Raw genomic sequence first — 12972 nt, 5'->3', positions numbered from 1 at the left:
GAAAAGGGAAGAGAACATGACACTTGTAACGACAAAGCGTGACGCGGCGGGCATTGTGACCATGACGCTCAACGCGCCGGCAACCCGCAACGCCATTTCGGAATTACCGATGATCGAGGCGATTCTTGCCGCGCTGACCGAAGTGCAGGCTGATCCGGAGGCCCGGGTGATTGTGCTGACGGGGGCGGGGCCCGTCTTTTCCTCGGGCGGGAACATCAAGTCGATGTCGCCGGGGCAAGGGCTGGTGGACAAGGTTCCGGCGATCACGCGGCGCAACTACCGGGCCGGGATTCAACGGCTGCCGCTTGCCTTCGAGGATTGCGACCTGCCCATCGTCGCCGCGGTCAATGGCCCCGCAGTCGGTGCCGGTTGTGATCTGACATTGATGTGCGACCTGCGCATCGCCGGCGCGTCTGCGACGTTCGCCGAAAGTTTTGTCCGCATCGGCATCGTGCCGGGCGATGGCGGCGCGTGGCTGCTGCCGCGCGTTGTGGGCTTTGCGCGCGCCTCGGAAATGGCGCTGACCGGCGACACGATTGATGCGCAAACCGCGCTGAGCTATGGGCTGGTCAGCCGCGTGGTTCCGGACGACGCGCTGATGACCGAGGCGCGCGCCATTGCCGGACGCATTGCCGCCAATCCGCCTCACGCCGTGCGCATGACCCGCCGGCTGCTGCGTCAGGCCTATAACCGTGATCTGTCCGTCACGCTGGAGCTGTCATCGGCCATGCAGGCCCTTGCACATGAAACAGATGACTACACCAGGGCGCTTGCGGCCATGCGCGCGCGCATCGAGAAATCCAGATCATGACCGGCGCGCTTGACGGGATCCGGGTGCTCGATCTTTCTCGGGTTCTGGCGGGACCCTGGGCCACGCAGATTCTGGGCGATCTGGGGGCCGAGGTGATCAAGGTCGAACGACCCGGCGCGGGCGATGACACGCGCGCCTGGGGGCCGCCTTCGGCCGAGCTGGGCGGAGAGCAGTTTTCGGCCTATTACCTGACCTGCAACCGCAACAAGCAGTCAATCGCCATTGACATGGCCCTGCCCGAGGGGTCGGCGCTCATCAGGCGCATGGCCCGCGAGGCGGATATCCTGGTCGAGAATTTCAAGACCGGCGATCTGGCGCGTTACGGGCTGGACTATGACAGCTTGCGCGCGATCAATCCGCGGCTGATCTATTGTTCCGTTACAGGGTTCGGCCAGACCGGACCCTATGCCGGGCGCGGCGGCTATGATTTTCTGGTGCAGGGCATGGGCGGACTGATGAGCGTCACCGGCAAATCTGCCGACGACCCGGTGAAGGTCGGCTTGCCGGTCATAGATATCTTTACCGGCCTCTACGCCACCATCGCCATTCAGGCCGCCCTGCACCACCGCGAACGCTCCGGTGAAGGGCAGTACATCGATTGCGCCCTGCTGGATACATCTGTCGCCATTCTGGCCAATCAGGGGATGAACTGGCTTATCGGTGGCGTGACACCTCGCCCCATGGGCAATTCACATCCCAATGTCGTGCCCTACCGCGCCTTTGCGACGGCTGACGGGCATGTCATCGTTGCCGTGGGCAACGACAAACAGTTTGTTGCGCTGTGCCGGGTGCTGGGCCGGGCCGACCTGGCTGGACACCCCGACTATCTGACCAATGAACTGCGCAATCGCAACCGCGCGACGCTGGAGCCGGAACTTGAACGCGAGATCTCCGGCTGGAACAGCCCTGACCTTCTTGCCGCGATGGAGGCTGCCCGAGTGCCGGGCGGACCGATCAACCGCATCCCGGAGGTTTTTGCCGACCCGCAGGTGCAGGCGCGCGGCATGGTCGTGCCCGTCGCCACCCCTGCCGGACAGGACACGCCACAGGTCCGGTTTCCACCGATCATGACCGCCTCGCCTGCCACGATCCGGCGCGCACCACCGGCGCTTGGGGCTGATGGTTCGGCGATATTGCGTGGTCTGGGGCTCGACGACACTGAAATCCAGCGGCTTTCCGCGACGGGAGCAATCTCTTTGCCAGAGCCAAATCAAGGGAGGAAATGACAATGACTCACCCCACCTTCATCCTGAACGGAGAGGCCCGGGACACGGGAACCCTGGGAACGTTACCGTTGATGGACCCGGCGACCGAAACCGAAATCGCCCAAATCCCCAAAGCGGGCCGGGCCGAGGCGATCGAGGCGGCGCGACTTGCCGCCGAGGGCTTTGCCGAGTGGTCCGCCGTTTCACCCTTTGAACGAGGCAAGATCCTGCGCGCTGCCGCAGCGATCATGCGGGAACAGGCGGACGCCGCCGCCGCCGACATGACCCGTGAGCAGGGCAAGCCCCTGGCGCAGGCGCGGGGCGAATGGATGATTTCCGCCGACACTCTGGATTGGTGCGCCGAAGAGGGTCGCCGCACCTATGGCCGCCTTGTCCCGTCGCGGACGGAAAACATGACATGGGCCGTGCATCAACGGCCCGTCGGGCCGGTCGCGGCCTTTACACCCTGGAACTTCCCCGCCTTCACGGTGATGCAGAAACTTGCGCCGGCGCTGGCGGCGGGCTGTTCCGTGGTCCTGAAGCCGGCGGAGGAAACGCCGATGACGGCCTGGCGCATCTGCCGGGCGCTGCTTGACGCGGGATTGCCGCCCAAGGCCATCGGGTTGATCTGGGGCGATCCGGCGGAAATTTCCGACACGCTGATCAAGGCGCCGGAGATCCGCAAGATTTCCCTGACCGGGTCCATCCGCGTCGGGCGTCTGCTCGCCAGCGCCGCCGGCCATGAACTCAAGAAAGTCACCATGGAACTGGGCGGCCACGCACCGGTGATCGTTGCCCGCGATGCCGATCTGTCCCAGTTGGTTCCGCTGGCGGCAGAGTGGAAGTTCCGAAATGCGGGGCAGGTCTGCGTTTCGCCAACGCGGTTTCTGGTCGAGGCCCCTCTCTATGACGACTTCGTTTCAGGTATGGCCGAAGCGGCTGGGAAAATCACTGTCGGCAACGGGGCAGACCCGAAGACAGCCATGGGGCCGCTGACAACCCCAGCGCAGATGACCAAAGTGCAAGAGCTGTACGATGACGCCGTGTCCAAGGGCGCTCGCGTCGCTGCGGGCGGTGCACGGATCGGAAATCAGGGCTGGTTCTTTGCCCCCACCGTACTGGCGGACATGACGGCCGACATGCGCGCCATGAACGAAGAGCCCTTCGGCCCGCTGGCTCTGGTGGCAAAGGTTGAAGATATTGACGCCGCGCTGGCAGAAGCGAATCGGATGCCGGTCGGACTCGCGTCCTATGCCTTCACCGGAGATTCGCTAACGCGGCATCGCATCGTTTCCGGCATCAAGGCCGGGATGCTGGGCGTCAATCATTTCGCCCTGGCGATGCCCGAGACACCTTTCGGTGGTGTGCTTGACAGCGGAATGGGGTCGGAAGGGGGGATGGAAGGCATAGGCGCTTACCTGACACCGTTCCTGGTCACCGCACGGGAATCATGATGCAACCCTGAGAAGGTTTCGAAAGTCTTCGGAAATCAATGTCAAAAGGCCCGCCCCATCCAGATTGGGGCGGGCATCGCAGCAAGATCATGCTTCAGGCGTCTCTTGCACAAATGCGCTGACGGCGGGCGTTGAAAGTCCAGCCACGCCGCACCCCCTCACGAGCATTGCAATGGCCTGGTTTGCGGCGCCCGACACCTCGCGCGCACATCATCAGTCGCTCGGCATCGCGTGCTCGTCGCACATTTGTTCCCGGTTCGGGGATAGGCGACAGGCCTCGATCTTATGTAGCATTTCATTTGATGAAGTACAATTTCATTGACAGGGCGCCATTCGCCTATAAGCTTGAAAATGTCAAAATGGGGAGCCCCGCTGGCAGCTTTGGAGGAAAGCTGGGAGCGGGAAGGTGGACTGGGCCGTCGGTTGCTCAGGCGCATTGTCGCAGCAGGCCAGGGGGGCTGTCTCGGGGCGGTAATACCTGAGCGGAGGAGGAACGGTAGCATGGCAAACACTGAAATGAAGGTGGTGGATTGCGGTCCGCTTTCGCCGGAGAAGGCGAGCAGCGTTGCGCTCGCCGAAGGCGGGATCAGCACCCGGAGCACGGGTGTTTTCGGGGCCCTCGGCGTACATGGCGTCGCGCGCGATCACGCGGGCGGAATGACAGGCGGAATGATCTGTTTCCCCGATGCCGTGCACGTCACGCAGACCCATCAGGCCGGGGGCGCCACCCGCACCGGCCTTGGGCCTGTCCGCGAGGCTGCATAGCCTCCGCAACAGCGACGTCCGTCGCGCTCTTGTCAACTCCAGGCGAGGAATCCCCATCCGGGGACCGGCCATTTACCAACCAAGGGAAGGAAGTACGATATGCCAAGCAAGGAATCTGAAGCGCTCGCCGATCTCTACCGGTCGTGGGTCACCGCAATGACGGCCAAGCCCGACATGGAGCTTGAAGAAATCCGGCGTCTGTTCGGCCATTGGGGCGACGTGACCGCCGATCCGACGCGCGTCGACTACCAGGAGATCGCGGTCGAAGGGATCCCGGCGATGTGGGCGATCCCCCACGGTGCCGTGCATGATCGCGTTCTGCTTTGCTCGCATGGTGGCGGTTATGTCGTCGGCTCGATGTACTCCCACCGCAAGCTCTTTGGCCATATCGCCAAGGCGGTCGGCTGCCGGGCGCTGATCGTCGATTACCGGCGCTCCCCCGAGAATCCGCATCCCGGTCCTGTCAATGACATGGTCACCGCCTATCGCTGGTTGCTGGAGTGCGGGGGGTTGAAGCCGGAGCATATCGCGTTGACGGGCGACTCGGCCGGCGGCGCGCTTGCGCTCACCACAATCGCCGCCGCGCGGGAAAAGGGGTTGCCGCTTCCGGTGGCGACCATGCCGATGTCCCCCTGGGCCGGAATGGATCTCTCGGGCGAGACCTACGAAACGAACAAGGACAGGGATGCGCTGGTTTCGCGCGACACCACCAGGAACCTGGGCAGTCTTTTCATCGGTGAGAAGGGCGATCCGAAGGATCCTTTGGCAAATCCGCTTTACACCGACTATTCGAAATTCCCGCCGATATACCTCACGGTCGGAGACGCCGAGACTCTTCTCGACGACAGCCGGCGCATAGCGGAGCGGGCGAAGGAAGCGGGCGCGGACGTCAAGATCGATGTTTTCCCCGACATGCAGCATGTCTTCCAGTTTCTCGCGGGAACCGCGCCTGAAGCCGACGATGCAATCAAGCGCATGGCCGAGTGGGTTCGTCCGAAGCTTGGTCTGAGCTGAGTCGCATAGGGAAGATTGTACCAATCGCGCGATCCGGGCGAAGACGATTCGTCCGGGCGCCACGAAAATCATGGGAGGACGCAAATGAACATTGCCGAAAAAGTGCACTCGAACACGAAGCTCGAAATGGGCGAGGGCGAGTTGGACGTTGTCGTGGTAGGCGCCGGCTTCGCTGGTTTGTATCAACTTCACAAGCTTCGCGAGAAGGGCTTCAAAGTGAAGCTCCTCGAGGCTGGTTCGGATATCGGCGGCATCTGGCACTGGAACCGCTATCCCGGCGCGCGCGTGGATAGCCACGGGGCGCTTTATCAGTACTCGGATCCCGCGTTGTGGAAAGACTGGGCGTTCAAGGAACTCTATCCGGATTGGCAGGAACTCCGCGAGTATTTCGACCATGTCGATTCAAGGTGGGATCTGCGCAAGGACGTCATGCTCGACACGCGCGTGACCGGCGCCGAGTTCGACGAGACCAGCCGCAAATGGACGATCCACACCGAGGGCGGTCGGGATTTCGTGGCGCGCTTCTTCGTCCTCTGCACCGGATTCGCGGCCAAACCATATATTCCGGCTTTCAAGGGGCTCGAGAGCTTCAGGGGCGAGACCCATCATACCGGACTCTGGCCTCAGGAAGGCGCCGATCTGACCGGCAAGCGCGTCGCCGTGATCGGCATGGGCGCAAGCGGGGTTCAGGTCGTGCAGGAGACGGCCCCGGAATCCAGCCACCTGACGCATTTCGTTCGCACACCCTGCCTGGCCATTCCGATGTGGCAGCGAACGATGAGCGAAACCGACAACGAGGAGATGTGGCGCGACATGCCTGCCGACATGGCAGTGCGACTCAAGACGTTCGGCAGCTTCAACTACGATTTTTCCCCTTGGGGTGTCTTCGATATCGCGGACGAGGACCGTGAAGAAGTATTCGAGCGCATCTGGCAGCGCGGTGGCTTCTGGTGGTGGCTGAACAACTTCAAGGACGTTATCTTCGACGAGAAGTCCAACCGCGCACAGTATGACTTCTGGCGCAAGAAGGTTCTGGCGCGGATCAAGGATCCCAGGCTTGCCGAGATCTACGCACCGAAAGAGCCGCCGCATCCCTACGGCGTCAAGCGTCCGTCGCTGGAGCAGAACTTCTATGAAGTCGTACAACGGGACAATGTCGATGTGGTCGATCTGAAGCGCGAGACAATCGAGTGCTTCACCGAGAAGGGGATCAAGACCAGCGAACGCGAGTACGAGTTCGACGTGATCGTCCTGGCGACAGGTTTCGATGCGGTGTCCGGCGGCTTGACCTCGCTGGACATAAAGGGGGTTGACGGCCGCACGATTGGCGAGAAGTGGAGCGATGGCGTGCGCACCCAGCTGGGAATGGCCACGAAGGGGTTCCCGAACCTGTTCTTCCTCTACGGCCCGCAAAGCCCGAGCGGCTTTTGCAATGGTCCCACCTGCGCCGAGGCACAGGGAGGCGTGATGGTCAAGATCCTTGAAAATCTGCGTGCCGAAGACGTGACCCGGATCGAGGCTCAATCCGACGCCGAGGAAGCATGGCGCAAGTTCTGTCTGGAGGTGGCCGACATGACGCTCTTCCCCAAGGCCAACTCCTGGTACATGGGCGCGAACATCCCCGGCAAGCCGCGTGAACTGCTCATGTATCCGGCAGGGCTGCCCTCGTATCTCGAGGCATGCGAGAAGTCGATCGCAGAGGGGCTCTCGGGTTTCCAAAAAGCTTGATGGACGGGTGTCTGGCAAATGGTAGGTAGACACACAGCGCCACCAGGGTTCGACGGCTAAATGGCCGCGCGGCCCTTGGGAGACTGGGCGACCGCCTTGAACTTCGAGAGACGACTTCGGGACCGGTCGGTTCCGATGCCCGAGCACAGTAAAACACAAAAGCGAAGGAGAAGAGATTATGCGTCTCGCAAACAAACTTACGGTCATCACCGCCGCCGCATCCGGCATGGGCAAGGCCGCCGTGGAACTTTTTTCGAAAGAGGGCGCGCGCGTTGCGGCGATCGACCTCAATGAGGAAGGACTGGCTTCGCTCAAGGCGGAGATGAAGGAGAAAGGCTTCGACATCATCACCATCGCCGCCGACCTTTCGACGGAAAGCGGCGCACGCGACAGCCTTAACGCCGCCGTCAAGGCGTTGGGCGGCCTTGATGTTCTCTGGGCTCATGCGGGGATACCCGGACCGGGCGGCATCGAACAAGTGGATATGGCAGCGTTTCGCAAGTCGCTCGCCGTAAATGTCGAAGCCGCAGTCATTGCCGCCGGCGAGGCGGTGGGCCACATGCGTCAACGCGGGGGCGGGTCAATCATTTTCACGAGCTCGATATCCGGACTCGTGGGGTCGATGTGGAGCCCACTCTACTCCGCAGCCAAATTCGCTGTCGTCGGCCTGACCAAATCCCTCTGCCAGACCTACGCCCTCGACAATGTGCGCGTGAACGCGATCTGTCCCGGTCTGACGGAGACGCCGATGGCCTTCGAATTCACCAGCCGGAAGGGTGATCCGAAGGAGGCCGCCAGAAACAAGGAAATGATGGTCAATTCCGTGCCGTTGAAACGGCTCGGTCGTCCCGAAGACATGGCGCAGGCCGCCCTCTGGCTGGCCTCGGACGACTCTGCCTACGTCACAGGCGTCGCTCTTCCCGTGGACGGGGGTTTCACCGCAAAATAACGATCCTGCGCGTGCGTTGCAGCGAAGCGGGGGCGAAACGGCGCTCGACAAGATTGGCGGCGGCCAGGGAAGCAACAGATGCCGTGGTCGGGTCTGTCGTTTGGAACCGCCGCGAGACAACCATACTGGTCGCAAGATGTGCTCAGCATCCGCCTTTGCCGTTCGTGCAAGGGGTCTGACACCCAAATCCGCTTGATCAAGACGGATACTGCAGGCCGGCATCGTGATCGACGCGCAGGAATTGGCGGCCACCGACTGATCGAACATGGGGGTGCCGGGGAGGGCACCTCTTCCCTGAGGGAGGAAAACATGAACAATCTGATACCACCAGACCTGATCCCGCAGTGGATACCCGGAAACAGGACGCTCGACAGCACATGCCTCGGCTGGAAAGGCATCACGCTGATGGGCTACCAATACGATGAGCAGGAAGCGGACATCCCCGAGATGCGCGACTACATGATCGTCGTCTACCAGGGCGGGAAATCGACCATGCGGCGACGCAGCGGCGGCCCCTGGCAAACGGCGACCGTGGAGCGCGGCGTCGTGTCCCTGCTGGCGCGGGCCGAGCAGTCGACCTGGCATTGGGACAAGCCGATCGACGTGAAGCATATCTATTTCAGCCACGACTCCCTTGCCGAGACCGCGGCACAGGTTTTCGAGCGCGAGCCGACATCGATCGAGATCGACGATCACCTCCGCCGCGTCGATACGGTCATTCCGCAGTGCCTTCAGGTTCTCGAGGATGAGATGGCGCATGGTGGTCCTGGTCAGAAGCTTCTGGTCGACGCCGTCCGAACCCAGATCGCCGTTCATCTGTTGCGCCGGTTCGCGAGGGTCGATCTCCCGAACGTGAATCCCGCCGTCTTCAGCGCACGGCAGAGACACAGGATTCTCGAATTTGTCGAGGAACATCTATGTGAGAACTTCGGTCTGGAAAGCCTGGCAAGCACGGTCGCGCTGAGCCCTTTCCACTTTTCCAGGCAGTTCAAGGCCGAGTTTGGTCAGCCACCGCACTCTTTCATTGTCCGCAAGAGGATCGAACGTGCAAAGTCGATGTTGAGAAAGGGCAATATCGCGATGAAAGCGGTGGCCCTTGACTGCGGGTTTTCAGACCAAAGTCATTTCTGCCGGACCTTCCGCAAGATGGTTGGCGTCACGCCCGCAGAATATCGGCGGTCTGCGTGACCTGAGGCAGGCTGCCTCCAGGTCGACCCCCAACATTCGACTGTAGGGCACCTCGATTTATCACGGTTTTCTGCTGTTCCGGGCCGGTTCGGCGGGTTGAAGCGCGCATGAGGCGGCCGCGCGCGCCGTGGCCGTCCCGGGCTCTGCGGGTGGCATTCGCCGTTTTTGGAGAGATACCGTAATGGGCCCGGCGCGTATCTCAGCCGTTTTGCTTGATTACGGCGTAGTAGACAGGGTGTCGTTGCCCAATGACACGCATGAAGTGTGTCTGCGAGGCTTTGCCACAAGGTGCGCCTCAATTTCTACGAGCGAAGAGGACAACGACATGGAAATCTTTATCGGGCTGGACGTCTCTCTGGCAAGCACCGCTGTTTGCGTTCTTGGTGAACGCGGCAAGATATTGAAAGAAGCTGACGTAATCAGCGAGCCGGAAGCGCTGGTCTCGTTTTTTAAAGATCTGCCCTATGCAATCACCGGGATCGGCCTAGAAGCCGGGCCCTTGTCGCAATGGCTGCACAAAGGCATATCCGAGGCTGGGCAGCCGGTGGTCTTGATGGAAACGCGCCGGGTAAAGAAGGCACTGAACGCGTGCGCCATCAAGACTGATCGACGGGTCGCACAAGGCATCGCTCGTCTTCTGCAAATGGGCTGGTTCAGCGAAGTGCATTGCAAGTCGGTTCCAGCTCAAGAAACACGTGCGCTGCTAACGGCGCGCAAAGCGATACAGAATGCGCTGATAAACCTGGAACTGTCGGTGCGTGGTGTGTTGCGCAACTTTGGTCTGAAGATCGGGCCGGTCTCAAAAGTCCGCTACGATGTGCGTATCAGGGAACTGGCTGCTGGAAATACGATGCTGCAGGCTGCGGTCGACGATCCCACGCGCTTTCGGAGATCACGCGATATCGGTCCTTGGGTTGGACTGACTCCCGGTCGGGACGAATCCGGGGAGCGCTCCATTGCAGGCGCAATTACCAAGGCCGGGGATGCGGGGCTCCGAGCAGCGCTCTATAAGGCAGCCAACGTGATGGCATTGTTGCAGAAAGGCGGCTTGAGGCGTGAGTTCCCCTTTCCCCTTCGGGTTCAAGCCACGCGGACGATCTCGGCGGTGCCGAGGGCGTTGAAGCGGTTCATGAGTGCGATGCGGACGTGGATTTCGGCGGTGAAATCGACTGGTCAGGTCGTGTCTCCAAATGCGGTGACGGCGCGATGCGCGGACTGCAGTTCGAGGCGGCATCCTGCGTCATTCGTCAGGTCAAACGCCTCTCGGCCTTGAAAAGCTGGGCCGTGCGTCTCGCGGGACGGCGCGGGTTCCGCAAGGCGGCAGTGGCGACTGCACGCAAGATCGCCGTTCTCATGCTGACACTCTGGAAGAACGAAACCGAATATCAATGGGCGAAGGAGGCCGCTGCCTGATCTGAATTCGCGCCCCGGAAGCGGGGAGCGAAGTCCCGACGGGACGGAGGAAGATTGATCTCGCACAAACGGTTGGGCGCGGCCCCGTGCCGCTTACCCCGCAAACGACATTGGAGACGATCCGCCACCGAACACCATCATGAGGCGCGAAACCCGCGACCTCGGAGAGAACCATGACCCCGGACGGACAAACCGCTCACCCGCTTGACAAAGCCGCAGTCAGAGAACCGTTTGTGACATTCAGCGTTACGGAAGCTACGCGCAGGTCGCTATGCCCGCCTCCTTATCGAGCAACCAGCTTTTCGCCATCCCCCTCCCGCAGCATCGCTTCCATGTCGTCCAAGCCATCGACTGCAGAGCGCATCTGGGCCTCATCATCCACGCCCACTGTCTCGGCATCTGCAACCCGGCTCTCAAAATCCATCTCTATCTGTCGCTGTTCCTCGGCGATAACGGCGTGAACGACAGGCGCGGTCTTCTTTGGAGCGGCGTCGGCTTGGCCTGACGGTTGACCATCGCCAGCCTGGCTTGCCCTCTCCACATCGGCTTCTGTTCCCCCTGGCACATCCAACGGCGGCGTCATCGGCATGGCGCGCACACTCAGCGGCAGCGTGCCCTGCGGTCCCCTGTCCCCCGGCTTCGGAAACGGCAACTCGCCTGATTGCGCCGCGTGGATCGCCTTGAACAGCCGATCGTCAAAATATTGGATCCGCTTCGCGCGGACGGGCATCTGGGCATCGATGACCATGACGATTTCGTCGAGCGGTAGGCGGCGCGCCTCATCTTCGGGCAGGAGAGAGCTTTCTTCGGTCCGTGTGGATTGGCTGCGCCCTTCAAAGGGGTTCTTGCCGATGGACTGCGAGCGCGTGACGACGGTTTTCGTGGTCTTGCCGACCGCCTTGCTCAGCTCTTCGACGGTTTTTTCATCCGACGGCGTCAGGTAAAGCTTGACGCCCGCGTTGCCCTGCAAGGCGCGGCGGGTGTTCTCGCCATAGATTTCATCGAGGGCGGGGATGGTTTGGGTGACCACGGCCAAATGGCCGCGATAGGTGCGCAGGGTCTCGATGCTCTCGACCACGATGGGCATCTTGCCGAGACGATTGAACTCGTCGAGCATGATCATCACGGGCCAGGGTTCATCCGGCCCGGGATCCTTTTCCTGCATGGCGGAGAGGAGATCGGAGAAGAAGAGCCGGATCAGGGGCGCGAGGGGTTTCACCATCAGCGGCTGGACGACGAGATAGACCGAAAAGGGCTTTTTCCGGATCGTGCGGAAATCAAAATCCGACACCGCCGTCGCCTCATCGATGGCCGGGTTCTGCCACTGGTCCAGCCCCGAGGTCATCAGGAGCGAGACATAGGAGGTCAGCGTATCGTTGTTGGTCGAGGCCAGCCGCGTGAAGATCAGCTTGGCGGCCCTGTTATCCACCTCGTGGCCGCGGGCGAAGTATTCCTTCTGCTTGTTCCCCCCCGACGCGGCAATGCGGTAGATCTCGCCCAAGGTCGGGCGCTTGCGCTGGAAGGCCAAGAGACCCGCCGCCACGAAGAGATCGATCCCGCCTTTGAGCAGGCCCTGCACCCGGTCATTGTCGCTCTGCAGGAAGAGCGTCGCCAGGAGCTGCAATTCCATCTGCTGGCGCGCGGGATCTTTCAGCTCAAAGATGCGCAGGAGCGGGTTGTAGCGGTGCGTGCGCTTGCCCTCCCAATCGGTGGGGGCAAAGCGATAGACCTTGTCGCCTTGGGCTGCGCGATGCCGGGCCGTGGCCTCGAAACACTCGCCCTTCACATCGAGCGTCACGGCGGAGCCTTGCCAGGTCAGCAGGTTCGGAATGACGAAGCCCGTGGTCTTGCCGCGGCCCGTGGGCGCCACGATCAGCGCATGCGGGAAAACCTTCGAGCAAATGTAATTGGCGCGGGAGCCCGGCGTCCCCAGCTTGCCGAGGATGAACCCGGTCCCTGGCGCCCCGAAGAACCCATTGGCCTTCATCTCGCGCGCGGTCTGCCAATGGGTCTGGCCAAAGCCTGTCAGAGCGGACCCCGAGAGGGCGAGGCTCAGCATCAGGCCGGCGGCGGCGAAGCTGCCGATGATCAGGTGAATAAGTTGCGCGTCCTCCGGGCGGCGGTCCAGGATCGCCAGATAGTTCTGCGCGATATATGCAAAGTCGATCTCGGCCCCAAAGCCGAGATCCTGGTAAGTCAGCACCGCCGAGGCGATGGTATAGCCCATGGCCCCGGTCACCAGCGTCACAAGCAGGACGCCCGTGGCGATCCGCGCTTTTCCCATGGCGGCGCTCAATGGACCTGTCCCCGCTCGGTCTCGCCATCCACGTCTGTGGTGCGGTGTTTTTCATATTCGGTGTCGGCAAGATCATCGACCACCTGGCGCAAGGCCTCCGTGTTGGCCGTCGCGGCATCGGATTGCAGATAGACCTTGGCGACATAGAG

General features: G+C 61.9%; 9 protein-coding genes and 1 pseudogene. 9 read left to right on the top strand and 1 reads right to left on the bottom strand.

Annotation, left to right across the window (positions count from 1 at the left end; translation table 11 throughout):
- Positions 1-16: 16 nt before the first annotated feature.
- The 9 genes and pseudogenes from GGR17_RS17025 to GGR17_RS16985 all read left to right on the top strand — a co-directional run.
- Entirely contained in the window at positions 17-811 is a 795-nt protein-coding gene (locus GGR17_RS17025) for a crotonase/enoyl-CoA hydratase family protein (RefSeq protein ID WP_054540649.1), read from the top strand.
- On the top strand, positions 808-2037 hold the full coding sequence (locus GGR17_RS17020; protein WP_054540648.1) for a CaiB/BaiF CoA transferase family protein: 1230 nt from the start codon (positions 808-810) through the stop codon (positions 2035-2037). The genes GGR17_RS17025 and GGR17_RS17020 overlap by 4 nt, the downstream gene beginning before the upstream one ends.
- Positions 2038-2039: 2 nt before the next feature.
- Positions 2040-3470, top strand: a complete 1431-nt coding sequence (locus GGR17_RS17015) for an NAD-dependent succinate-semialdehyde dehydrogenase (protein ID WP_054540647.1) — start codon at positions 2040-2042, stop codon at positions 3468-3470.
- A gap of 501 nt (positions 3471-3971) precedes the next feature.
- Positions 3972-4235, top strand: coding sequence for a hypothetical protein (locus tag GGR17_RS17010; protein WP_054540646.1), 264 nt, complete (start codon positions 3972-3974; stop codon positions 4233-4235).
- A 99-nt stretch (positions 4236-4334) separates the two neighbouring features.
- Positions 4335-5249: an alpha/beta hydrolase gene (locus GGR17_RS17005; protein WP_054540645.1), complete on the top strand. Its 915-nt coding sequence runs from the start codon at positions 4335-4337 to the stop codon at positions 5247-5249.
- Positions 5250-5333: 84 nt separating this feature from the next.
- Positions 5334-6977 (top strand): flavin-containing monooxygenase, encoded by a 1644-nt coding sequence (locus tag GGR17_RS17000; RefSeq protein ID WP_054540644.1) that lies wholly within the window; start codon positions 5334-5336, stop codon positions 6975-6977.
- 178 nt (positions 6978-7155) lie between these two features.
- Complete coding sequence (locus GGR17_RS16995) at positions 7156-7926, top strand: SDR family NAD(P)-dependent oxidoreductase (protein WP_054540643.1); 771 nt, start codon at positions 7156-7158, stop codon at positions 7924-7926.
- A gap of 309 nt (positions 7927-8235) precedes the next feature.
- Positions 8236-9114 (top strand): helix-turn-helix domain-containing protein, encoded by an 879-nt coding sequence (locus tag GGR17_RS16990; protein ID WP_054540642.1) that lies wholly within the window; start codon positions 8236-8238, stop codon positions 9112-9114.
- A 325-nt stretch (positions 9115-9439) separates the two neighbouring features.
- Positions 9440-10141 (top strand): annotated as a pseudogene (locus GGR17_RS16985) (transposase); the annotation flags it as partial.
- A gap of 669 nt (positions 10142-10810) precedes the next feature.
- Here GGR17_RS16985 and GGR17_RS16980 read toward each other — a convergent pair.
- The gene (locus GGR17_RS16980) at positions 10811-12811 is read right to left on the bottom strand and encodes a type IV secretory system conjugative DNA transfer family protein (protein ID WP_054540640.1); all 2001 of its coding nucleotides are present in this window, start codon (positions 12809-12811) and stop codon (positions 10811-10813) included.
- Positions 12812-12972 lie beyond the last annotated feature (161 nt).

Source organism: Actibacterium naphthalenivorans, assembly GCF_014196965.1.
Classification (GTDB): domain Bacteria; phylum Pseudomonadota; class Alphaproteobacteria; order Rhodobacterales; family Rhodobacteraceae; genus Actibacterium_A; species Actibacterium_A naphthalenivorans.
This window is presented reverse-complemented; position numbering and strand designations above follow the sequence as displayed.

Bases quoted from the DNA above. Each gene is read 5' to 3' on its own strand.
- GGR17_RS16995 (WP_054540643.1), top strand. From the start codon at position 7,156: ATGCGTCTCGCAAACAAACTTACGGTCATCACCGCCGCCGCATCCGGC.
- GGR17_RS17010 (WP_054540646.1), top strand. From the start codon at position 3,972: ATGGCAAACACTGAAATGAAGGTGGTGGATTGCGGTCCGCTTTCGCCG.
- GGR17_RS17025 (WP_054540649.1), top strand. From the start codon at position 17: ATGACACTTGTAACGACAAAGCGTGACGCGGCGGGCATTGTGACCATG.
- GGR17_RS17020 (WP_054540648.1), top strand. From the start codon at position 808: ATGACCGGCGCGCTTGACGGGATCCGGGTGCTCGATCTTTCTCGGGTT.
- GGR17_RS17015 (WP_054540647.1), top strand. From the start codon at position 2,040: ATGACTCACCCCACCTTCATCCTGAACGGAGAGGCCCGGGACACGGGA.
- GGR17_RS16980 (WP_054540640.1), bottom strand. From the start codon at position 12,811: ATGGGAAAAGCGCGGATCGCCACGGGCGTCCTGCTTGTGACGCTGGTG.
- GGR17_RS17005 (WP_054540645.1), top strand. From the start codon at position 4,335: ATGCCAAGCAAGGAATCTGAAGCGCTCGCCGATCTCTACCGGTCGTGG.
- GGR17_RS16990 (WP_054540642.1), top strand. From the start codon at position 8,236: ATGAACAATCTGATACCACCAGACCTGATCCCGCAGTGGATACCCGGA.
- GGR17_RS17000 (WP_054540644.1), top strand. From the start codon at position 5,334: ATGAACATTGCCGAAAAAGTGCACTCGAACACGAAGCTCGAAATGGGC.